Annotated in this window: 24 protein-coding genes, 3 pseudogenes and 1 riboswitch; of the genes and pseudogenes, 18 read left to right on the top strand and 9 right to left on the bottom strand. The window is 40.6% G+C overall.

The genetic code is table 11. The features are described 5' to 3' along the window. Nucleotides 1–270: 270 nt before the first annotated feature. The 4 genes from JCM19055_RS13810 (at nucleotide 271) to JCM19055_RS24125 (ending at nucleotide 2,114) form a co-directional block, all read left to right on the top strand. Nucleotides 271–714 (top strand): hypothetical protein, encoded by a 444-nt coding sequence (locus JCM19055_RS13810; RefSeq protein ID WP_265182172.1) that lies wholly within the window; start codon nucleotides 271–273, stop codon nucleotides 712–714. A 99-nt stretch (nucleotides 715–813) separates the two neighbouring features. Beyond that, entirely contained in the window at nucleotides 814–1,179 is a 366-nt protein-coding gene (locus tag JCM19055_RS24135; RefSeq protein ID WP_052366355.1) for a serine hydrolase, read from the top strand. A gap of 31 nt (nucleotides 1,180–1,210) precedes the next feature. Then, complete coding sequence (locus JCM19055_RS24130; protein WP_052366354.1) at nucleotides 1,211–1,453, top strand: serine hydrolase; 243 nt, start codon at nucleotides 1,211–1,213, stop codon at nucleotides 1,451–1,453. Then, nucleotides 1,428–2,114 (top strand): serine hydrolase, encoded by a 687-nt coding sequence (locus JCM19055_RS24125; RefSeq protein WP_052366353.1) that lies wholly within the window; start codon nucleotides 1,428–1,430, stop codon nucleotides 2,112–2,114. Before JCM19055_RS24130 ends, JCM19055_RS24125 begins: the two co-directional genes overlap by 26 nt. 319 nt (nucleotides 2,115–2,433) lie before the next feature. Here the strand turns inward: JCM19055_RS24125 and JCM19055_RS24120 are convergent, their stop codons facing one another. The 4 genes and pseudogenes from JCM19055_RS24120 to JCM19055_RS13790 all read right to left on the bottom strand — a co-directional run bounded on the left by JCM19055_RS24120 (nucleotide 2,434) and on the right by JCM19055_RS13790 (nucleotide 6,589). Beyond that, entirely contained in the window at nucleotides 2,434–3,384 is a 951-nt protein-coding gene (locus JCM19055_RS24120; RefSeq protein WP_265182199.1) for an ABC transporter substrate-binding protein, read from the bottom strand. After that, nucleotides 3,299–4,000, bottom strand: a complete 702-nt coding sequence (locus JCM19055_RS29835; RefSeq protein ID WP_052366351.1) for an ABC transporter substrate-binding protein — start codon at nucleotides 3,998–4,000, stop codon at nucleotides 3,299–3,301. Before JCM19055_RS29835 ends, JCM19055_RS24120 begins: the two co-directional genes overlap by 86 nt. A 362-nt stretch (nucleotides 4,001–4,362) precedes the next feature. Further along, nucleotides 4,363–5,143, bottom strand: a pseudogene (locus tag JCM19055_RS13795) (aminoglycoside adenylyltransferase family protein). Nucleotides 5,144–5,260: 117 nt separating this feature from the next. Next, a complete protein-coding gene (locus JCM19055_RS13790; RefSeq protein WP_193745436.1) occupies nucleotides 5,261–6,589 on the bottom strand; it encodes an asparaginase domain-containing protein in 1,329 nt (442 codons plus the stop codon). A 512-nt stretch (nucleotides 6,590–7,101) separates the two neighbouring features. Between JCM19055_RS13790 and dapA the strand changes: the two genes are divergently transcribed. The 13 genes from dapA (at nucleotide 7,102) to JCM19055_RS13740 (ending at nucleotide 16,660) form a co-directional block, all read left to right on the top strand. Next, nucleotides 7,102–7,977, top strand: coding sequence for a 4-hydroxy-tetrahydrodipicolinate synthase (gene dapA / locus JCM19055_RS13785; protein WP_042360137.1), 876 nt, complete (start codon nucleotides 7,102–7,104; stop codon nucleotides 7,975–7,977). 17 nt (nucleotides 7,978–7,994) lie between these two features. Then, nucleotides 7,995–8,129, top strand: coding sequence for a hypothetical protein (locus JCM19055_RS29830; RefSeq protein WP_265182171.1), 135 nt, complete (start codon nucleotides 7,995–7,997; stop codon nucleotides 8,127–8,129). 118 nt (nucleotides 8,130–8,247) lie between these two features. Next, nucleotides 8,248–9,156, top strand: coding sequence for an iron-containing alcohol dehydrogenase (locus JCM19055_RS13780; protein WP_265182170.1), 909 nt, complete (start codon nucleotides 8,248–8,250; stop codon nucleotides 9,154–9,156). A gap of 14 nt (nucleotides 9,157–9,170) precedes the next feature. Then, nucleotides 9,171–10,163 (top strand): PrpR N-terminal domain-containing protein, encoded by a 993-nt coding sequence (locus tag JCM19055_RS24110; protein ID WP_052366350.1) that lies wholly within the window; start codon nucleotides 9,171–9,173, stop codon nucleotides 10,161–10,163. After that, nucleotides 10,129–10,347, top strand: a complete 219-nt coding sequence (locus JCM19055_RS31930) for a sigma 54-interacting transcriptional regulator (protein ID WP_081833711.1) — start codon at nucleotides 10,129–10,131, stop codon at nucleotides 10,345–10,347. Before JCM19055_RS24110 ends, JCM19055_RS31930 begins: the two co-directional genes overlap by 35 nt. 151 nt (nucleotides 10,348–10,498) lie before the next feature. Beyond that, the gene (locus JCM19055_RS13770; RefSeq protein ID WP_081833710.1) at nucleotides 10,499–10,903 is read left to right on the top strand and encodes a helix-turn-helix domain-containing protein; all 405 of its coding nucleotides are present in this window, start codon (nucleotides 10,499–10,501) and stop codon (nucleotides 10,901–10,903) included. Between the two features lie 18 nt (nucleotides 10,904–10,921). Beyond that, complete coding sequence (locus tag JCM19055_RS24105; protein ID WP_052366349.1) at nucleotides 10,922–11,128, top strand: four-carbon acid sugar kinase family protein; 207 nt, start codon at nucleotides 10,922–10,924, stop codon at nucleotides 11,126–11,128. Next, on the top strand, nucleotides 11,065–11,601 hold the full coding sequence (locus tag JCM19055_RS24100; protein WP_081833709.1) for a four-carbon acid sugar kinase family protein: 537 nt from the start codon (nucleotides 11,065–11,067) through the stop codon (nucleotides 11,599–11,601). The genes JCM19055_RS24105 and JCM19055_RS24100 overlap by 64 nt, the downstream gene beginning before the upstream one ends. A gap of 1 nt (nucleotide 11,602) precedes the next feature. After that, complete coding sequence (locus tag JCM19055_RS13760) at nucleotides 11,603–12,181, top strand: nucleotide-binding domain containing protein (RefSeq protein WP_042360135.1); 579 nt, start codon at nucleotides 11,603–11,605, stop codon at nucleotides 12,179–12,181. Next, complete coding sequence (pdxA, locus tag JCM19055_RS13755) at nucleotides 12,178–13,182, top strand: 4-hydroxythreonine-4-phosphate dehydrogenase PdxA (protein ID WP_042360134.1); 1,005 nt, start codon at nucleotides 12,178–12,180, stop codon at nucleotides 13,180–13,182. The genes JCM19055_RS13760 and pdxA overlap by 4 nt, the downstream gene beginning before the upstream one ends. Before the next feature lie 6 nt (nucleotides 13,183–13,188). Further along, nucleotides 13,189–14,208 (top strand): TAXI family TRAP transporter solute-binding subunit, encoded by a 1,020-nt coding sequence (locus JCM19055_RS13750; protein ID WP_052366347.1) that lies wholly within the window; start codon nucleotides 13,189–13,191, stop codon nucleotides 14,206–14,208. A 17-nt stretch (nucleotides 14,209–14,225) separates the two neighbouring features. Beyond that, nucleotides 14,226–16,130, top strand: a complete 1,905-nt coding sequence (locus tag JCM19055_RS13745) for a TRAP transporter fused permease subunit (RefSeq protein WP_265182169.1) — start codon at nucleotides 14,226–14,228, stop codon at nucleotides 16,128–16,130. Nucleotides 16,131–16,387: 257 nt separating this feature from the next. Beyond that, nucleotides 16,388–16,660, top strand: a complete 273-nt coding sequence (locus JCM19055_RS13740) for a hypothetical protein (protein ID WP_042360132.1) — start codon at nucleotides 16,388–16,390, stop codon at nucleotides 16,658–16,660. A gap of 37 nt (nucleotides 16,661–16,697) precedes the next feature. Here JCM19055_RS13740 and JCM19055_RS13735 read toward each other — a convergent pair whose 3' ends face one another. The 5 genes and pseudogenes from JCM19055_RS13735 to JCM19055_RS13720 form a co-directional block, all read right to left on the bottom strand. Continuing rightward, a complete protein-coding gene (locus JCM19055_RS13735; protein ID WP_152549896.1) occupies nucleotides 16,698–17,381 on the bottom strand; it encodes a MetQ/NlpA family ABC transporter substrate-binding protein in 684 nt (227 codons plus the stop codon). After that, the gene (locus JCM19055_RS31925; protein ID WP_370543151.1) at nucleotides 17,351–17,512 is read right to left on the bottom strand and encodes a hypothetical protein; all 162 of its coding nucleotides are present in this window, start codon (nucleotides 17,510–17,512) and stop codon (nucleotides 17,351–17,353) included. Before JCM19055_RS31925 ends, JCM19055_RS13735 begins: the two co-directional genes overlap by 31 nt. 19 nt (nucleotides 17,513–17,531) lie before the next feature. Then, a pseudogene (locus tag JCM19055_RS13730) lies at nucleotides 17,532–18,196 on the bottom strand (methionine ABC transporter permease). Then, entirely contained in the window at nucleotides 18,186–19,199 is a 1,014-nt protein-coding gene (locus JCM19055_RS13725) for a methionine ABC transporter ATP-binding protein (RefSeq protein ID WP_042360131.1), read from the bottom strand. Before JCM19055_RS13725 ends, JCM19055_RS13730 begins: the two are co-directional and overlap by 11 nt. An 80-nt stretch (nucleotides 19,200–19,279) precedes the next feature. Further along, nucleotides 19,280–19,385: riboswitch (SAM riboswitch) on the bottom strand. 121 nt (nucleotides 19,386–19,506) lie between these two features. Further along, nucleotides 19,507–20,288, bottom strand: a pseudogene (locus tag JCM19055_RS13720) (glucose 1-dehydrogenase). A gap of 156 nt (nucleotides 20,289–20,444) precedes the next feature. Here JCM19055_RS13720 and JCM19055_RS13715 point away from each other — a divergent pair. Continuing rightward, the gene (locus tag JCM19055_RS13715; protein WP_042360130.1) at nucleotides 20,445–21,053 is read left to right on the top strand and encodes a TetR/AcrR family transcriptional regulator; all 609 of its coding nucleotides are present in this window, start codon (nucleotides 20,445–20,447) and stop codon (nucleotides 21,051–21,053) included. The last annotated feature ends 25 nt before the right edge of the window (nucleotides 21,054–21,078 follow it).

The following is a 21,078-nucleotide window of genomic DNA, read 5'->3' as shown; positions in this document are numbered from 1 at the left end:
CAAGGATTTAAAGAGGCACAAAAGCACGTCGTTCCCTTCGTAAAAAAGGAACTAGCAAAAAGAAACGAAACGAAAAAAAATTAATGGGGTGCTTAGCTACAAATTATGAGCACTATGCGAACAGCGTCACTTTCGAACAACGAAAACAATCTTATGTCGTGACAAGCAACCATCCAGATCTATCAATATGCGGGATTGGCAGAAGTGCTGTCGTGTTTAAGATTAAAGAACAAAAACGTGTAATAAAAGTGTATTATCCACCTTATCAACATGTTGCAAAAAAACGAACAGATAAATTATAAGAAAGTCGCAGGAGATCCTCGTTATCCTAAGCTCTATGAAGTTGGTCATACCTACATTGTTCTCGATTACATTGAGGGGAAAACGTTTTTTCAATGTTTACAAGAAGGAGTCCCTATTCTACCTGAGCATGTGAAACAAGTCGACGATGCACTGCTCTTCGCTCGTAACCGTGGGCTTAATCCATCGGATATTCACCTACACAACCTAATCATTACAAAACGTGGTGACGTCTGTATTATTGATATCGCGCGTTTCTCTCAGTCTAAACCATGTGAGCAGTGGAACGACCTAAAGTCAGGCTATTACAGGTACTATCATAAAGCTTATTTTCCTTCTAAATTACCAAAATGGCTCATGGACGTTGTAGCTACGCTATATCGAACACGAAAAGGAACAAACAATCGTGCTTAGTGCGACGCCTTAACAAATGCAATTTCAAAAAGACTATAATTTAATTTGAACCTTTTTCTGTTTCAAAACGTATGAACAAGTAAAGGGAGGAATGATTGTATGGACATGAAGGCATTTGAATCTTACGCCACACCATTCTTAGAAGCATTCAAAACACCTGGTACGATGGTTGCACTCTCGAATCCAGAGTATCAACAAAGCTTTGGTTACCGCAACGTAGAGGAACAACAGCCAATTGATGAAGATACGATCTTTGGCATCGGTAGCGTCACGAAGGTGATGACGTGCATGGCGATTATGAAACTACAAGAAGAAGGAAAATTGTCTGTGCACGACACAGTCACTACTTATGTACCTGAGTTCTCAGCTTCTGAAGACGACCGCTCAAAAGACATGACAATTCATCATATGATGACGCACACTTCTGGACTTCCGCCACTCGATACGCTTTTTTTATGCGAATAAGAAGAGCGTTTCAAATGAAGAATTCAAAGCAATGAGCGATCATTTAGACGTAAATACGCCGAGTATTGATACAGAGGACGAGTTTTTCTCGTATTTGCGATCGAAATCTTATCGTCTACTCGCTGATCCTGGTGAAGTCTTTAGTTATTCCAACGATGGTTACTCAATTCTCGGATACATTATTGAACGAGTAAGCGGTCTCTCTTACGAAGACTATATGCAAGATGAGATTTTTTTCTCCAGCTGGTATGAAACGAACGTTCTTTTCTCCTAAGAAACTCGAAGACTATGAAAATGTTGCGATGTTATACACGATGGAACAAAAAGATAACGAAGCATTCACTGAAGCATCGCCTACTTGGTGGGATGCCCCAACAATGTGGTCAGCAGGGTATGTTAAATCAACTGCAAAGGATATGCTTTCATTCGGAAGCCAATTAATTGAAAGCAAAGCTACTATTCTTAATGCAGATAGTTTGAAACAACTCACAACACAACACGTACAAATCGAACCTGATCTTTACTACGGTTACGGCATCATGATTCGTACCGACTTCTTCGGTCGACGAACACTTGAGCATGCCGGGGGTATTAAAGGGGTCTCTGCACAACTTACTGTGCTACCCGGTGAGAAAACGGCAGGGGTTTGTTTAACGAACATTGCTGGAGCACCCGCTTCCTCTGTCCTTGAAAGTGCTTTGAAAGTAACCTTTGGAGAGAGCCCTGAAACACCTGCAGTCACTTATGAGGATGTAGAACTATCAAACGAAAGCAAGCAATTTATGCTCGGGAACTATAAAGCAAATGAAGGACAATCTTTAGAGATTGTTGAAAAAGACAATAAGATGTTCATCGTCGTAGAGGACCAAGAAGTCCCAGCCCGAATGGTCGGCGAGCAAATGTTAGCCGTTCACATGTATGGATGGAACATTTAGTTCAATGGAGCGGAGAGAATTTATTATTTGGCTTTCGACAGCTTGAGAGAGTGTAGCGATAGGCGGTCGTTTGAAAGTAGAAGAAACTAGGATCGTATTCATTGTCCTAGTTTCTTTTTTTATTACAGTAAGAATGAACGTGTTATTTCGTATTACTTTGTTCTTCTTTTAATTTCATATCATACTATACTTACTGAAAATAAAATACCTGCAGCAATAGAAATACCACCAGTCATTGCTACAAACACTTTTATGTAAAACAATAAAAAGTGTGACCTTCAGAAACTTCAAGGTCACACTCTAAAATTTAACGAAACATTTAGTCGTTTACGGATACGTTCCACAAAATTGGGCCAGTAATATGCTGATATCCTTCAATCCCATCTCTCATCGAAACAATATCAATTTTATTACCAGGCTTTAGTACAGGAAGGTAATCCCAAAACGCTTCATGGAATTCATCGGCGTATGCCTGTGCATCTTCTGGCGTACCCGCATATAAAATATCCTCGGTCAATTGTGATAGCTCCTCACTATCTGTCCACCCGTGGTAACCTGAATTTAAATAAAGATATTGAACTGGCATCGGGCGAAAGGCAAACGGTGAAAACGTAATATCCCATACTTCAGAGTCATCACGCACATCTAACACGGTTGCACGGTCGCTCACTTGTAAGTCGACATTCATTCCGATCGCTTCTAATTGTTGCTGTAGAACGATCGTCATATTATACTCATCCGGAACTTCACGCGACGCGAGAATAACGATCTCTTCTCCATCATACCCAGATTCCTCTAACAACTCTTCTGCTAGATCCAAATCAAACGTAGCGTGTACATCACTACCAGCCTCAGAGTACCAGCCTTCTTGTTCTTCTTGAACCAACGAATGGTCATTAATGTAGAATTCTTCACTTCCATAAGCGGCAAGTAACATATCTTCAGTATTCACTGCTGCATTAACCGCCTGACGAGCGGCTTGCTCTGTGAAAATGCCTTCCGCTTTATTGAATATGAGTGCTGGGTATGAACTCGAAATGAGTTCATTATGCAGATCTGGATTGCTTTCTAGCATTTCAGCATTATCCTGTGGAATAGCTGTCGCAATATCATATTCTCCGGATTGAATACCTGAAACACGAGTTGATGCATCGCCTACATGATGAAAATAGATATCATCGACTTTAGGCTCTTTTGCTCCAGATAAACCGTCTGCTGGTTCTTCTCGAGATTGAAAATCTTCGAATTTTTTTAAAGTGTATAAATTGATCTTGTCGCCACTCTTCCAACTGAAATGGGCCAGTCCCAATAAGTTCATCAACGAGGTTTGTTCCAGCATTTGTAATAACTTCTTCAGGCATAATTGCAGCAAACTGAGTCATGTCTGCAAAGATAAACATGTCAATCGTCGTATATTCTTCAAGGTGAGCAACAACCGTATAATCGTCTATTGCTTCATATTCTGTTCCATCTAAATATTCTTGTGCTTGCGAAGAGTAATCATGCCATCTTTCCATAGAGGCAATAACATCACGGGCAGTCATTTCATCACCATTATGAAATTGAATCCCTTCACGGAGATAAAACGTAACGGTTTCTTCATCTTCATTAACTTCATAAGACTCAGCCAACATGGGTTCTACTTCTAGACTACTATTTAATGTTACGAGTGGCTCAAACATATGCTGAGAAATATCACGAGTAGATACATCCGTTACTGAATGGGGATCAAGGCTCGGTGGTTGTACACCATAAGCAACGTTAAGTTCCCCACCCTCTTCAATCGCTCCTTCAGACACCTCTTCTGTATCAGTGTCTGACGCACATCCCATAAGTAATCCGAATAGCATTAATGTAACGACTGAGCTTCCTACCTTCTTGACCATGAACTTACCTCCCTTAATTTGAACATGAATGGTTAACAAAACCTTTCGATTTTTTTAATTCTAAATATTCTAATTTTTTTTAATGCGTAAATTCACTAGTTAAATTAGTGATTTCTAAACTTTCTTTGGCGTTTCATCTTCCTGATCCTTTTCTTTCATAGCTTTTTTTTCAATCCATGCATCATTCGCAACCGCCCCCTCATCATGTCATGATTATTCCTTTATAGTACCCTCTAGTATATGTTTTACACAATAAGAACTTATGAAAAATAGTAATTAGCTCCATGAATCTAAGGATAAAAGTACGGTCATCAAGGAGTGATAACCTGAACTTTTTTTGCCTCATTTGGCGTACCAACAACTTAACGATAACCCTCAATAATACTTACTAACTGCTTAATCAGGGACTTCACTTCAGTCTGCTTATCGTCCCAATGATCGTTCACCTGATCAAGATAAGCTCGTCGAGCGAAATCAAGAATCACTCCATGTTCTTTAGAAAGACGTGGAATTGCCCATTTTGCAGCGATATCTTTCGATGAGATCGTACCGTCCTCTAGTGTTTGCCACATGCGAGCGAGTGTTAATAGTACATTCCGCTCATCACCTTTGGGGTTTTCTATTAACGACGACAACGAATCGAGAATGGCTTTTTTTAGATCTTCTATAGGAATTGGATCAAGAATCGTTGAAAGTTCAGGACCAAATAACGAAAGGCCGTATTCTCTTGCTTGCGCGAGCACGATTGTCAAATCAGGATTAGCCGCCGGTTCAGGTAGTTGTCCAACTTCAAACTCTTGGCGAAGCATTCCCCATACAAAAATTCACTTCTTGGTGGGTACTGCCACTGCGCATCATATACTTTTTGAATTACGGTCAGTTCAAGATATCGCTTACCTTCTTCGTTACCAATCTCACCTGAGATTTGCAACAATCGCTCAGTAAGTATTCTACGAGTCTTTTCAGTTAGTAATTCACGAACAACAACAAGAACGTCAACATCACTATTCTTTTTTTTAACCCACCACTAACAGCTGAACCATAAAGCGTAACCGCAATAACACCGTCACCGATTACTTCTTTTACGACCGTTAATGCATCATAAGCTTCTTTAGGGATTTTTACGTTGGATAATCCGTTCATGATCGTAACACCTCAATCTCTCATTCATGCTAGCATCGCACTCATTCAGATGAAAAGCAATCCAAAACAAAAAGCAGGCTCTGTCCTAGAACAAGCCTGCTTTCACACAACATACACCTAACTCGCAGTTACCTCTGACTCTACGACTTTCCAAACGTCCCACTCACCCGATTCGCTTGGAATTTCATTAACTGTCCACCATTTTGCTTCGTACAACACGTCATCATACCAAACGCGATCACCCGCAACATAAATGGCGTTGTTTTGCCATGTTGGATACTCATCATCATTGTCTACATTCGATGCATTAAACTGTGGATTACCAATCGTATGGAACCATTCTGCAACTTGCTCAGTGTTATCTGGTGCGTACGTTAATCCGAGCGTGAGTAAAATTCTCGCTTTTTGAGGGATTAAATCGTTTGCCGCAATAATTTGATCACGACCACCATAGACATTCCCAGCACCTGTTCGACTTGATGTTGCAAAGACAACATCATGGTTCTCAATCGCATCGTTTTGTGCTGCACGTTGTGCTGAAGAAATCCCACCAGCACCTGTGCCTGCAGTAACAATTCCGTCTACACCCGCTTCAGCAAATGCTGTGATTGCTTCACCACCGGCATTTTGATACGTATAAACAATCTCTGTTCTTGCCAAATCGTCAGCTTCCACTTCGGTCATATCAAATGGGGTCATCCATTCATCGAGGTCACCACAAGACTGAACACGTGCTGGTGCACGGTCTGTTGAAATATTCGTACCATCAATAAATCCAAGTGGACCGTTGTTCGGTGATTCAAACGTATCCATTCGGTATGTATCAGCTTTCGTCACGTCTTTTGCCGCGTGAATTTCATCATTTAACATTAAAACCGTTCCAAAACAAAACGTTGATTGACTACCTGCCAGAAGAATTGAATTGTATAAGTTCGCAGGACCATCCGCTCCAAGAACCATTTCCCCTTCAGAACTCCAAGGACGCATCGCACCGGTCATAACGACAGGCTTCTGACTTTGTACGGTGAGATCAAGCCAGTATGCAAATTCCTCCATCGTGTCTGTTCCACTCGTAACAACGACACCGTCAGCTTCTTCAAGTGCATCTTCTACGACAAGTGTAAGTTCATGAAATTCTTCTAACGTATAACCGCCTGAACCGCTGTTTCCAAACTGAATCACATCAACATCAACGTGTTCACTAATCTCCGGTTGGATGTACTCAAGCATCTCATCCATGGGAATTGAGCCAGCACGATAACTCGTAAAACTCGCACGCGACGATGCTTCACCGGCAATCGTACCACCAGTAGCAACAATCGTTACTTTAGGCTTCTCATTACTGTCGGCTTGTGCGATTGAAGCCGAAATTCCAACGATACTTAAAATAGCAAATGCAAGTACACTAATCAATAAATACAACGAACGTCTCTGTTTTAGTATCATAATCTTCTCCCTTTCGATCGATTACGACACACTTTATAGAATGTTACTATAATTTACAACATTTTGTGTAAGATAAGTTAACATCGATCAGATCGTCATTAATCACACTTTTGAGTCTTGTCCTAAATCGTATTCCTATCTACTATTACATATTTTTCCTATTAATAACTTACAGACATCCTAATCGGCCTAATACTCAGGCAATCTATCGACTCTTCTCTTTCGGCTAAATAGCTGTTTCATTTACAATTATTGTAAATCAGTAGTACTTTTCTTTAATTCTAGTTTTTATTATCGAGTGTTACTATTCGTTTCACTTCAATCTTCTCACTCTATACCTAAAGTCCTTCCTTGCATTAAAATGATTCAAAATGAAACACAAACATGCAAATCGCTCAATCATTTTTAGTTAAATCACTAAATACAACCGTTCTTCTTCAATCTCTAATTGCAAAATAAAACACTGTCCGTTAACGTAACTTGTAAGCGTTTTAATTGAAAGGAGTGTTTCTATGATTCACGGTATACTTACTGCACTAATGACACCAATGAACCACAATCAAACCATCGATCATGATCAAACACGTTCTCTCGTTCGTCATCTCGTTAATTCAGGTGTACACGGATTGTTCGCACTTGGAACAAATGGGGAATTCCATACGTTATCATCTTCAGAAAAAATCGAATTTACAAAAACAGTCGTTCACGAAGTGAATGGTCAAATTCCAGTAATCGTTGGAACTGGCGGAATAAGCACTGAAGCCACGATTGCATTTTCTAAGCAACTCGAAGAAGTTTTTATCGATGCTTTTTCTGTTATTACTCCTTACTTTGTAAAATTATCACAAGATGAATTGCAAGAACATTTTGAACGAATAGCTGATGCCGTTAATGTACCGATTATGCTTTACAACATTCCTGGATTAACTGGTAATCACCTTGAACCTTTAACGGTTCAAGCACTTTCAAAACACCCAAACATTATCGGTATTAAAGACAGCAGTGGCGATTTCGAAACCATGAAACAATACAAAGCACGGTGCGATGAAACGTTCGTACTATTATCTGGAAACGATTCACTGATTCTCGATACACTCTCCATAGGTGGTCATGGTGGAATTGCTGCTACGTCTAACCTTTTTCCTGAACTTGTCGTCTCAATCTATCAACAATATCAAAGCGGTAACATTGAAGGAGCAAACAAAGCACAAGAACAATTAGGACCTATTCGTCACATGATGCAAAAAGCAAGCATTCCTTCTGTTAATAAAAAGGCGATGGAGTTATTAGGTTTACCAATCGGTCCACCACGCCTTCCAACAAAAGAAATTTCACCTGCTTTGGTTACTGAATTGCACGATGTACTTAAACAGCACTACAACTATTAAGCGAGGGGATACTTCTCATGCAAACACAGTATCAATTTCAAACAGCAGATAAAATAATCGCCGGTGCTTATCGTTTTGAACAATTAGCCATTGAACTACAAGAAGCGATTCAGGCACATCGGTCCTCATTGTTACGCAACCTTCAATGGTAAACAAATCACAATTTGAAACCATGAAACACAATTTATCTGATTACCAAATAGAATTCGATTTCACCGTAAGCATTCAGCCAGAACCTACGATTGCGAATATCGAAAACACGTTTGAAGAATGGTGCGCGGCAAAGATTGGGACGCAATCATTGGAATCGGTGGTGGCAGTGTTCTCGATGCAGTAAAGATACTTGCTGTCTTGAACGACGAATTGCAATCGGTTGAGGAAATGCTTGAAAACGGTGTTCAATCTAAAGGTTTACCGACAATCTTGATCCCAACAACCTCTGGAACTGGCTCAGAAGTGACACCGAATGCCATTGTCACCATCCCAGACCAACAATTAAAAGTTGGAATTGTTAGCCCGTACTTCTTACCTGAACTTGTTATTATTGATCCGGTTTTAACCTTAACACTGCCTAAAGAAATAACAGCAGCTACTGGGATGGATGCGTTTACCCACGCATTAGAATCGTACATCTCACTAAAAGCAAATCCGATTAGTGATATGTTCGCATTGGAGGCTATACGTCGCATTTCTAAAAGTATCGTACCCACGTATCTTAATGGATCATCACTTGAAGATCGTGAAAATCTTTTGATTGGGTCTATGTACGGTGGCATGGCATTAACAAGTGCTGGAACTGCCGCGGTTCATGCACTTGCCTATCCATTAGGAGGCACGTTCCACATTACCCATGGAGTTGCCAATTCCATGCTTCTCCCCCATGTTATGGATGTAAACCAAGAAGCGATAACAACAAAGCTTGTTAACGTAGCAGAAGCGATGAACCTTCCTAAACTTCAAAACGATGAAGCAACAGCTTCGTCCGTTGTGGAAGAGATTAAACGCTTAACAAACGAACTTCATATCCCACAAAATTTGCAATCATTTGGTGTGAAAGAACAGGATATTAAAGCACTAGCAGAAGCAGCATTTAACGTGAAACGCTTACTCAACAACAACCCAAAACCATTAAACATTCCAGAAATCGAGAACATTTATCGTAAACTCATTGAAGTGTAAGGAGGAAGATGACCATGAAGATCATGGGCATTGCCCCTTATCCAGGGCTTAAAGAAGTCATGTGGAAAGTAGCAGCTGAGGAACCTCATATTCAGTTCGACGTTCAACAAGGGGATTTAGTAGAAGGACTTGAGCTTGCGAAGTTGGCTGAAGCCAACGGATACGATGCTATTATTAGCCGTGGTGGTACTGCGACACTCATCGAACAACAAGTGACCATCCCAGTCATAGATATTCAAGTGTCTGCTTATGACATTATTCGTAGCATGAAGTTAATGGAAGAGTTTTCAGAAGGTGTTGCGATTGTCGGATTCAAAAACATCACGCAAGGTGCAACCGTTATCTCGGAGATTATGAATCGTCACTATGATGTTCATACGATTTACGATGAGTCTTCTGCTCTAGAACAACTTCAAAGGTTGCAACCAAGCTTTAATGTCATTATCGGGGATGCCATTACCGTACGCACAGCTCATCATCTTGGTCTGAACGGTATTCTCATCACTTCTGGATTTGAAGCTGTAAATGAAGCCGTGCAAACAGCCAAGAAGATGACCTCGTTCAAACAAGCACTCCTTGAAGATGTTCAACTGTTACAAGAACATGTCAATCGATCTTGCGATCATGCATTTATCATCGATCAGTTTGGCAACGTCAAAACTTCTACATTTCAACAACCGATGAAACTGAAGAAAAACGATTCAATTGCTTCCTTATATCCAGATTTCTATAAAGTTGCAACTGAACAACATCCCGGCACCTTCCATTATGAAATTCATGGTGAAACCATGAGCTTCCAACGTATTCCTTTTACGAAGGGGTCTCAATCGTATTTTTGGATTTCACACATCCAGAGTAATTTGGATTTACTGGATAAAGAACAAGGAATCAGCATCACACGCACGAGAAAAACAGATGTTGCTTCGTTCTCAAAAATGATTGCTTCTGACCAATCATTGATTCAAAAAAACCATTGCTCGTGCCAAACAATGCAGTGTAAACCCTAAACCGATCTGGATTATCGGTAAGCCTGGTACCGGGAAGTCCATGTTTGCCCGCGCAATTCACGACACGCATGCACATGGAAATGAGAGTATTTATATGACCATTGACTGTCGTTGGTTCATCGGTTCATTTACGAAGACAATACCTCATCTTAAATTTGGAACCATTCATATAAAAAAATATTGATTATATCACTGAAGAAGATGGCACTACACTTTGTCGAGTTCTAGAATCGACAGAACAACAGTGCAAAATCATTGCCACTAGTTCAACTGAGAACATTAAAAGCATCTACCTGAAACGCTGGTTACAAAAACAAACGCTCCATCTTCCAACAATGACCGAACGTAAAGAAGACGTCTCAAGTATTAGTAAACTGTTTGTGGCGCATTTTAATTTCAAACACGGGAAACAAATCTCAGGCTTTCAACCAGAAGCAATTGACGTTTTAACGACAACCGATCTTCCAAGGAATTTCAATCAATTAGAAGAAGTGATTGAGTATGCAGTAATGAATACCGATTCCTCTTATATTACATCTACTGCTATACGGGATGGGATTGAACAAACAACATCTCTAGCGTATGCAAACAATATTATGCTTGAAAACAACCTTTCACTTGATGAGATGGAAAAGATCATCATTGAAAATACACTGCAACACTATGAAATGAATCAATCAAAAGCGGCAGAACAGCTTGGGATTAGTCGTTCAACATTATGGAGGAAACTCAAACCTTAACTATGTGGAGAGATCATTATGAAAAGACCTCATGAGCTCGTTATTATTGCCGATGATTTAACTGGTGCGAATGATAGCGGTATACAACTTGCCAAAAAAGGAAGGTGTGCAAAAGTCTTTTTTAACGCTGAAGATGCCATTGAACATGGGAGGATGTCACAATCCTTGATACAGACTCTAGGGCACTCTCTCCCTCCATCGCCTACCATTGCATCGCATCGTTAATCAATGAATTAAAAGAAATCACCCCGACTCCTCACTTTTATAAAAAAATTGATTCCACCTTACGGGGGAATTTCGGGGCAGAGATTAACGCATTATACGATTCTGGCGCGTTTGATGTTGTGATTATTGCACCGGCCTATCCAAAAGCTGGACGTCTAACGAAAGAAGGTTTCCATTACGTTCATGATCAATTGCTTCATTATACAGAAGTACGTACCGATCCAAAAACACCCGTTTACGAGTCACATATTCCAACCTTATTAACACAACAATTAAATCAAGTAGTCAATCATATTCGCCCTTCACTATACGAGAATTCAGTGCAATGGGAAGAAGAAGTTGAACGTCTCCTAACTACATCACCTTTTGTTGTGTGTGATGCAACTAGCGACGAAGAACTTCAAAAAAATCGCAATGCTTCACTCTACCCTACCGTATCGTACACTTTGGGTAGGTTCAGCAGGGCTAATTGAAATGCTCTATGATTATCTCTTTTCACCATTTGAGATAACAAAAACAGAAAGCAAATCACTGCCACAAGAAGGTCAAACGCTACTCGTTTCAGGTAGTGCTAGCGGAAGAACTGCTACACAAATTGAACACCTCAAGCAAGACTGTGACATCGAAACGCTTTCTATTAATATGACAGAAATCACCACGAATCCTGCTTGTATAAGTGAGTATATAAGAACATTAGAATACATGTTATCTCAAAGACGAGATGTGTTGCTCACTGTAGACAAAGTACCAGAACACCCTCAAGAAGATATCAGCTACGTTATTGTACACACACTCGCAGCCATTACGGCACAAGGTGTAGGTTCTGGGCACGTGAGTAACTTAGTCTTAACAGGCGGAGATACCGCTAAAGCAATTGTATCTAAGCTTGGCGTAAAAGGAATAACCTTGGTTAAAGAAGTCGAAGACGGAATTCCTCTTGGGACATTGATCGGTGAAACTACGTGCACGATCATTACAAAAGCTGGTGCATATGGCAATGAACGATCACTTGTACATGCATACAATCATGTGAAAAGTAGGGATACAAAATGAACAAAACAGTAATTGGCATTACGATGGGAGACGCAGCTGGCGTCGGTCCTGAAATCATCGTAAACGCATTACAACGACCTGAAATCTTGGAACGCTGTTTACCAGTTGTCATCGGCGACTTAAAAGCTATAGAAAAAGCCATGAAAAACATCGGTACTCCATTACAGTTTCAACGTTATCATTCTGGTATCCAGGATACAAAAGAAGGCATCCCTTTTCTCGATCTAAATCTACTACCAGACGAATGGTCGCTTGGTAAAGTATCAGCTGCATGCGGAAACGCCGCTTATCACTATGTGGAAAAAGCAGTACAGTTAGCTCTTAATGGTGACATTGATGCCATTTGCACAGCTCCGCTTAACAAAGAAGCCCTCCATCTTGGTGGGCATGTGTACCCTGGTCATACAGAGATTCTAGCCACTTTAACAGGCACCGATGACTTTTCTATGATGCTAAGTTCTCCTAAATTAAACGTCATGCATGTGACTACGCACATGGGACTGATCGATGCCATTCAACGGATTACACCTGAACGTGTTCTGACGACCATTGAACTTGCACATCAAACACTTAAAGCAATGGATATCTCCTCTCCAAGGATTGGCGTATGTGGTATTAATCCTCACGCTGGAGAAAATGGATTGTTTGGGTACGGCGAAGAAGAAGAAAAGATTGAACCTGCTATAAAGAAAGCGAAAGCTGTTGGTATTAATGCTGTTGGTCCACTACCTGCTGACACATTGTTTTATTTAGCGCAACGTGGTGATTATGATGCTGTTATTGCTATGTATCACGATCAAGGTCACGCACCAATTAAAGTGCTTGGAATCGACGATGGCGTCAACATTACGATCGGTTTACCGATTATTCGAACGAGCGTTGACCACGGCACAGCGTTTGACATTGCGGGCAAAAACCTCGCAGATGAGCAAAGCATGGTACAAGCACTCCTCACTGCGATTACCCTTGCCAATACAAAATCTCATAAGCGAGAGGTGTAAAGAATCATGAAATTCCAAATGGTATTATTCCTATTCTTAAGCATCTTCTTTGTGATTACTGGGTGTTCAAATGAGAGTAATGCGAACGAATCAGGAAATCAATATGTGTTCTCCACTCAAGGTTTAGGAACTTCTTTTAATACGATGACGAATGCATTTACTACTATTTATGATGAGAAGTTTAATGATGGTACAGAAATCCATTCACAAACGACGTCACCTGGCGGAATTGCCGCCTCGTACATCATTGAACAACAAACTGCAGACATTACGATCGGTAATGCTGCTCCGGCAATCTGGGCATATGAAGATGGCATCCTCGACCGACCACCAGTTCAAGACGTCCGCTCCGTCGGAGGTGGTTTAGATGCTCCGGTTGCCATCGTTGTATTTACAGAGAATTTCGTCAACAGGACCGGATATACGACGCTAGAAGAAGTGATCGATGACGAATACCCCGTGAGAATTGCATCCAAAGATACCGGTTCATTTGGTGAAGTGACCCAAAATGTCATCCTTTCAGAACTCGGTGTCACGTATGATGATATTCGTTCTTGGGGCGGGAACATTACGCTCACTGACTCTAGTAATGTCATTGATATGTTACGAGATAATCGAGCTGATATTACGATTGATCACACCAATCTCAACCAAGCGAACTATGTAGAATTGTCTCTTACGACAGGACTACATTTCGCACAACTAAGTGACTCATTGCAAGATCGGTTATTTGAACAAGGTTATGCAAGGCAAACGATCCCAGCTGGAAGCTTTAACGGTGTCGTATCAGAAGATATGCAAACTGTAGGCTCACCTACAACACTTCTCGTTCATAAATCCATGCCCGACGATCATGCTTATATATTGGCTAAAGAAATGGCAGAGAATAAGGAAGCACTTGTGAGCAGCTTTTCCGCATTTCAAGACTTTGAACCGGAGAATGCATGTGAACCAACGAGAGCTGGTGCACCACTTCATCCTGGGGCGGAGCAATACTATAAAGAATCTGGATGTTTAGAATCATGAACCTAGGAGGTATGGGCATGGCGTTCCCGCTACGACGTTCACTAATTATATTTGTTTCCGTGTCATTCTTGCTGTTTCAATTGTATCTGGCATTTATTCAACCACTTCCGCCACTTTTGCAAAACCCGATTCATCTAATACTTGCATTGGCGGTCGCCATTCTTTGGTTTCCTTTGTATAGGCCAAAAGAAAATGAGCCTGTAAACAAACAGTATCAACGGGTTGGTAACATAATTGATGGCGTCATATTAGTAACACTTTTGTCTATGGTCGGTTATTTCTTCTCACAAGCAGAACGGCTGATGAACCGTATACAATATCTTGATAGCTTACTATTATTGGATTACGTAATAATGTTTGCAACGATCCTTATCTTACTTGAATCGGTTCGTCGAACCATTGGCTGGAATCTATTATTCTTTATTTTACTATTTATTGCTTACTTATGGGTCGGGGGCTTTTTACCTTCTATCTTTAGTCATGCGGGAACGAACTTAAATCATTTTACGGATTTGATGATCATGGGGGCAGATGGTATTTTTGGTGCACCTTTGAATGCTTCGGCGGGCTTTTTGTATTACTTTATCCTTTTTGGAACGCTCTTTGCAGTTTGTGGTGGCGGAAACGTGCTTATAAATCTCGGCATGAAAATCGGTAACAATAGTAGCGGTGGTCCTGCAAAAGCGTCTATTGCGAGCAGCGCATTGCTTGGAACTGTAAACGGAAGCGCAGTTGCCAATGTAACCTCAACTGGTGTGTTGACCATTCCATTAATGAAACGGGCTGGGTATAAGCCTGAAGAAGCTGCGGCCATTGAAGCATCTGCGTCAACAAGCGGTCAAATCTTACCACCAATCATGGGTGTAGGTGCGTTTATTATGGCAGATATGATTGGTGTTCCTTATAGTGAGATTGCCATTGCAGCCATTATACCTGCCGCTGCTTACTTACTGTCGTTGTTCATTTTAGTAGACTTTATTTCTAGAAAAAATAAAATCACCCAACTCTCTAGAGAAATTGTCATTGATACTGACCCTATCTTAAAACGCCTTTACTTACTTGCACCAATGTTACTTGTAATTTATAACATTTTGAGTGGAACGTCATTAATGTACGCCGCATTATCAGGCATTGCAGCGATCTTACTAATCAATCTCTTTCGATTTAAGTCCCGTATTCGTCTCAAAGAACTATTTGAAACCTTTTTAGAAGGAACGAAACAAGTCGCTCAAATTGCAATTCCTACAGCCGCTTGTGGAATTATAATTGGTGTAGTAATTATGTCAGGGCTTTCTTCAAGTGCAGGAGATATGATCGCTGATCTTGGCTCAGGGGGACTATACTTACCACTACTCATAACTGGTATTGGCTGTATACTCATTGGTCTTGCCTTACCAACTGTCGCAGCTTATCTAGCATCGTTCATCTTATTCGTGCCGATTCTAACAGAACTCGGAATCGCACCATTACCAGCAAACATGTTCGTTTTTTATTTTTCAATTATCGCACAAATTACACCACCTGTTTGCTTAGCTTCATTTGCAGCCGCAGGAATTGCAAAAGCACCAGCATGGAAAACGGGACTGCTTGCTTTCCGTTATGCCCTCGTTGGATTTTTGGTTCCATTTGTATTTGTCTTTAAGCCAGAATTGCTATTAATTGGAACTCCTTGGCAGACCATTCAAGCGTCTATCATTTTATTAATTGGAACGGTATTCTTAGTCGCTACAGTCTCCGGTTATATGATTCGACCATTGTATGGAGTATTCGAGCGAGGATTCATGTTACTATGCGCCATTCTCGTAATTCTCCCAGATCTAACTACATCCATTACAGGTATTGTTCTTGGAATACTTGCAATCGCTTACTTTATGAAAACCAAAGATAAAAATCGTGGAACAGGAAGTTTAGTAGAAGCTTAAATAGCAATAACTAATGAGTCCATTGAACAAGATAGTTGTTCAATGGACTCATTTAAGTTTAGACATTCTATACAATGTTCCTTAGCATACAACGATTTACTAACACCGTAATCTACATAAAGCTCTAACACGTAAATCATAGTAATTATGTAAAAGACCCGTTTTTTTTTCAATGTACACAGATGATAATTCTTGATTATTTACATTATTTTACGGGTAACCATTACACTAAGTACGTTTCTGGAGTGATGCTATTTATGGATATTGAAGCTTGGTCCATTTTTGCGATTGCTTTTATAATCTTTGCTAATTTCATTGTCCACTCGTTACTAAAAGGAACGATTGAAAAGTACAGACTACGTGTTATATCAAGTGTCATTGTTTCACCAGGAATCTTTTTGTATTGGGGAACGACTTCTACACATTCATCGCTCTTCTTATCATTCTATATGCCGCTCCTTGTTACGATTATTTGTATTGTAACGACCGTTTATAACATCTACAAAATGAAAAAGTTCGAACGAGTATAGCTTCGTTCGAACTTTTTCGTGTGTCCATTTAATTAAATTACTCCATCCACTCTGGCTTTCCAAAACCTTCGAATTCTTCATCAATTATTTCTTCAAATTGTTCGGATTGAATGACTTCAACGATATCATTCGCTAATGTACTTTCTTCATCCTCTGCACGAACAGCAACAACGTTTCGATACTGATCTGGCATGTTCTCTAACTCTAGTGCCTCTAACAGATCTAGATTGGCACTTAATGCAAAGTTCCCTGGCACAGCTGTAATTTCTGAACTTCCTACTTGTCTAGGCAACTGTGCGGCCTCAAGTTCCACAAATTGCAAATCTAACGGATTATCTGTAATATCACGAGCGGATGCCGTTAGTTCATCAATACCGTCTTCGAAACCGATAAGACCAGCCTCTTCTAGAATCATAAATGCCCTTGCCGCATTCGTCGGATCATTCGGGATGGCAATTTCATCACCATTCTCAATATCTTCAATCGTTTCATACGCCTCAGAATACAATCCCATCGGCGCTGTCGGCACCGCAATGAGTCCAACGAGATCTAGATTGTTTTGCTCGGTGAAATTCTCTAAATACACGGTGTGTTGGAAAAGGTTCGCATCAATTTCTTCATTCGCTAACGCATTGTTCGGGTACACATAATCGGAAAACTCTTGGATATCAACGGTATAACCTTTCTCTTCTAAGCCTGGGACGATGGCTGATGATAGCATGTCGCTATAGGGTCCTGCTGTTGCTCCGATTGTAATGTCTTGCTGATCATCGTACCCCCTGCTTCCTCCTCACCACTACAAGCGGTTAAGATGAGTAGACCTCCTACAATTGCTCCTAACTGTTTTCTCATTTGATTTCTCTCCTTTTCTTTATCTTCGATCTAATCGTTTTGCAACAACATCACCAATTTGTTGAATTAATTGAACGAGTACGATGAGTAGCACAACCGTCGAAATCATAATGGTCGTATCGTAGCGATAATGACCGTAACGGATTGCCAAATCACCAATACCGCCACCACCAACGACACCAGCCATTGCTGAGTAGGCAATGAGACTAATGATCGTAAGTGTGAGCCCTTGAATAATGCTGAACGAGCTTCTGGAAATAGCACATCTTTCATAATCATCCACGGCGTTGCACCCGTGGCAATCGCGGCTTCGATCATGCCTTTATCAATGTCACGAAGTGCGGTTTCCACAATTCGTGCAAAAAACGGAATGGCCGCAACAGAAAGCGATACACTTGCAGCAATCGGTCCCGTCGTCGTCCCGACAAGTAATCCCGTAATTGGAAATAGTAAGACGAGTAAAATGATATAAGGAATGGAACGAACGACATTGACGATAAAACTTAAGATTTGTTGCACTACAAGATTTTGCCAAAACAATCCTCGATCCGTCACAAACAAAATCACGCCTAGTGGAAGTCCGATCAGTATCGCAACCGCTGTTGAAATCCCGATCATTTGCATCGTTTCTAAAAATGCTTCTGTCATTTCTGGTAGTAAATCAATAAGTTGTTCAATATCCATGGGAGATGACCTCAACTCGTACGTGACGTTTTTGGATGTAATCCATCGCTTTATTCACTTGTTCAGGATCACCCGTAAGCTCCAGAATGAAAATCCCAAGTGGTTTGCCCTCAATATACTCAATGGCACCGTGCAAGAAATTCCCTCTAACATCGACTTCTTGCAACATATCTCCGATAATTCCTTCACCTGCAGATGAACCTTGGAACATCACTTTAATGATCGTTCCTGTACACTTCGCAAGGGTTTCTTCTGGAACATCAAAGGAAACAACATTCGTGATAAATTCCTTCGTTAACGTGTTCCTTGGATCTGCGAACAAATCGTACACATTTCCGTGTTCGACAACTTCACCATCTTGCATAATCGCCATCCGATTGCAGATCTCTTTTACGACACCCATTTCATGTGTGATAAGCACAATCGTTAAGCCAAGCTCTTTATTCAATGATTTTAGTAATCGTAAGATCGATTGCGTTGTTGTCGGGTCAAGCGCTGATGTTGCTTCATCACACAACAGCACAGTCGGATTATTGGATAATGCTCGAGCAATACCGACCCGTTGTTTCTGACCACCGCTTAATTGTGCAGGATACACATCACGCTTATCAGAAAGCTCAACGACTCGTAGTAGCTCTTCTACGCGACTAGGTATCTTATCAGACGATGCCCCCGCAGCACGCAGGGCAAACGCAATATTCTCATAGACCGTTTTCTGATTGATTAAGTAGAAATGCTGAAAGATCATGCCAATTTTAAGTCTCTGCTGACGAAGTGCCTCTCCCTTTAACTTCGTCATCTCCATACCGTCTACGCTGATCGTTCCACTAGAAGGTCTTTCGAGCATATTAATACAACGAAGTAGCGAACTCTTACCAGCGCCAGAATACCCAACAATCCCAAAAACATCACCTTTATGAATCGTCAAGGAAACATCTTTCACACCAGTAACGCTTTTCTTTTTAGTATGGTATACCTTGGTGACTTGCTTAATATCGATCATCTTCTTCCTCCAATCCAATAAAAAAAAGACCCTTTTTCCATTGAAAAAAAAGTCTATATGACCGATCTCGATCGGCTATCGACTTATCTTTCAGAATGGAATTCATTCTGTAGGATTTGGCACCTTCCTATTTCAGGAGGTTGCTGGACGTCATCGGGCCTTTCCCTCGGTCACTCTAGATAAGTAATCATGTATTCAATTTTTGTAATACTCATTATCATAAGAGTTTGTTGGGGTAATGTCAATGTATCTAAGAAATAAAAACGACATAGCTTGTTAATAGCCATGCCGTTACACTTACTATTCTTTAATATTTATACGACTGTCCACCGTCAATTGGGACAACGACGGCATTAATAAAGTCCGCTTGGTTTGATAATAAGAAAGCAACTAGGTAGCCGACTTCTTCAGGCTTTCCGAAGCGAAGCATTGGGTTTGCTTTGACGAACTCTTTCCCTGATTCTTCCAGTTGTCTCCACCCATTTGGCGTAACGATCCTTCAACCATTGCGGTCATGATGGCACCTGGCGCGATCGCCTTAATACTGATTCCGAATTGACCGTATTCAATTCCAGAGTTCTTCGTTAGCCCGACAACCCCATGTTTACTTGCGGCATAACCAGATTGATTCCCAACCCCACGAATACCTCCGACAGATGCAGTATTTACGACGGAACCATGGCCTTGTTCTTTCATCACTTTCAGCACGTGCTTCATACCATAAAAGACACCGTTTAAGTTCACATCAACCACTCGTTGGAACTCTTCAATTCCATAATCTTCGGTTAGGTTTTGTTTCCCTTCGATACCTGCGTTATTAAAGAAGCTATCAATTTGTCCAAATGTATCCATTGTGAATTGAACGTACTTCTCAACGTCTTCTTCTTTCGCTACATTCGCTTCAACCAATTCAACAATCGCTTCTGGTGTGTCTTTTAGAATTTCTTGCTTACTCTCTTCAAGACCTTCCTTATTTAAATCAACGAGAACGAGCTTGGCTCCCTCAGATGCAATTTGCTTTGCAGCAGCTCTTCCTAAACCAGAGCCTCCACCTGTAATAATTGATACTTTACCTTCAAAACGCTTCATAAAACCTTCTCCTTCCGTTGATGCTATACTAAGCGAAACGGTTTTAACGATTTAAGTGTAAACGGATTCATGACCCTCAACAATCGTTAATCCTCTCTGATCTGTCTATACAATCGACACCTTTACTTAATATGTTGATTTTTGGAGGAAACATACATGGTCTCAAGTGATCACCGATCATCAAAACAAGGCGAACGGACGAAGAAATCTTTTAAAGAAGCATTCATTGAACTGATTCATGAAAAAGGATTCAGCCATGTTACAGTGACTGATATTATTCGTAAGGCCGATTATAATCGCTCGACATTTTACTTACATTATCAAGATAAATTTTGTCTTGCTGATGAGTTAAGAAGAGAAATGTTCCAACAAATTAAGCAAACGAGTATTAGTAACTATGAGGAAGGAAAAAGCATCGTGACCTTATCGATGGGTCCGTCCTCTTTTGAGCTAACTGAATTTATTTATGCGAATCAATCGTTCTTTAACTTGTACTTATTGGATGACACATTACCTAGTCTTCTCAGGGATTTACCGCAAGCGATCTACGAAGTGTTAAAAGAACAATTTCATCTCTATGCGATCAATCAAGACCACGACATTAACCACGACGCTCATAAATTGTATATGGCTCATGGCACGGCTGGACTCCTTGTAGATTGGATTGAAAAACAGTACCCCATTCCACCAGCAGAGATGTCACAACAATTGATCGACATTCTTGAGTCTTTTACAAAAACATTTACGATCACACGAAAAAGCTGAACGATGGAGGAATCCTCATCGTTCA

The organism is Geomicrobium sp. JCM 19055 (assembly GCF_000698185.1).
Taxonomy (GTDB): domain Bacteria; phylum Bacillota; class Bacilli; order Bacillales; family Marinococcaceae; genus Geomicrobium_A; species Geomicrobium_A sediminis.
Note: the sequence above shows the minus strand (reverse complement) of the source record. Positions and strands in the feature narration are given on the sequence as shown.

Bases quoted from the DNA above. Each gene is read 5' to 3' on its own strand.
- JCM19055_RS13810 (WP_265182172.1), top strand. From the start codon at position 271: ATGTTGCAAAAAAACGAACAGATAAATTATAAGAAAGTCGCAGGAGAT.
- JCM19055_RS24135 (WP_052366355.1), top strand. From the start codon at position 814: ATGGACATGAAGGCATTTGAATCTTACGCCACACCATTCTTAGAAGCA.
- JCM19055_RS24130 (WP_052366354.1), top strand. From the start codon at position 1,211: ATGAGCGATCATTTAGACGTAAATACGCCGAGTATTGATACAGAGGAC.
- JCM19055_RS24125 (WP_052366353.1), top strand. From the start codon at position 1,428: ATGAAACGAACGTTCTTTTCTCCTAAGAAACTCGAAGACTATGAAAAT.
- JCM19055_RS29835 (WP_052366351.1), bottom strand. From the start codon at position 4,000: ATGGTCAAGAAGGTAGGAAGCTCAGTCGTTACATTAATGCTATTCGGA.
- JCM19055_RS13790 (WP_193745436.1), bottom strand. From the start codon at position 6,589: ATGATACTAAAACAGAGACGTTCGTTGTATTTATTGATTAGTGTACTT.
- dapA (WP_042360137.1), top strand. From the start codon at position 7,102: ATGATTCACGGTATACTTACTGCACTAATGACACCAATGAACCACAAT.
- JCM19055_RS29830 (WP_265182171.1), top strand. From the start codon at position 7,995: ATGCAAACACAGTATCAATTTCAAACAGCAGATAAAATAATCGCCGGT.
- JCM19055_RS13780 (WP_265182170.1), top strand. From the start codon at position 8,248: ATGGTGCGCGGCAAAGATTGGGACGCAATCATTGGAATCGGTGGTGGC.
- JCM19055_RS24110 (WP_052366350.1), top strand. From the start codon at position 9,171: ATGAAGATCATGGGCATTGCCCCTTATCCAGGGCTTAAAGAAGTCATG.
- JCM19055_RS13770 (WP_081833710.1), top strand. From the start codon at position 10,499: ATGACCGAACGTAAAGAAGACGTCTCAAGTATTAGTAAACTGTTTGTG.
- JCM19055_RS24105 (WP_052366349.1), top strand. From the start codon at position 10,922: ATGAAAAGACCTCATGAGCTCGTTATTATTGCCGATGATTTAACTGGT.
- JCM19055_RS13760 (WP_042360135.1), top strand. From the start codon at position 11,603: ATGCTCTATGATTATCTCTTTTCACCATTTGAGATAACAAAAACAGAA.
- pdxA (WP_042360134.1), top strand. From the start codon at position 12,178: ATGAACAAAACAGTAATTGGCATTACGATGGGAGACGCAGCTGGCGTC.
- JCM19055_RS13750 (WP_052366347.1), top strand. From the start codon at position 13,189: ATGAAATTCCAAATGGTATTATTCCTATTCTTAAGCATCTTCTTTGTG.
- JCM19055_RS13745 (WP_265182169.1), top strand. From the start codon at position 14,226: ATGGCGTTCCCGCTACGACGTTCACTAATTATATTTGTTTCCGTGTCA.
- JCM19055_RS13740 (WP_042360132.1), top strand. From the start codon at position 16,388: ATGGATATTGAAGCTTGGTCCATTTTTGCGATTGCTTTTATAATCTTT.
- JCM19055_RS13735 (WP_152549896.1), bottom strand. From the start codon at position 17,381: ATGCTATCATCAGCCATCGTCCCAGGCTTAGAAGAGAAAGGTTATACC.
- JCM19055_RS31925 (WP_370543151.1), bottom strand. From the start codon at position 17,512: ATGAGAAAACAGTTAGGAGCAATTGTAGGAGGTCTACTCATCTTAACC.
- JCM19055_RS13725 (WP_042360131.1), bottom strand. From the start codon at position 19,199: ATGATCGATATTAAGCAAGTCACCAAGGTATACCATACTAAAAAGAAA.
- JCM19055_RS13715 (WP_042360130.1), top strand. From the start codon at position 20,445: ATGGTCTCAAGTGATCACCGATCATCAAAACAAGGCGAACGGACGAAG.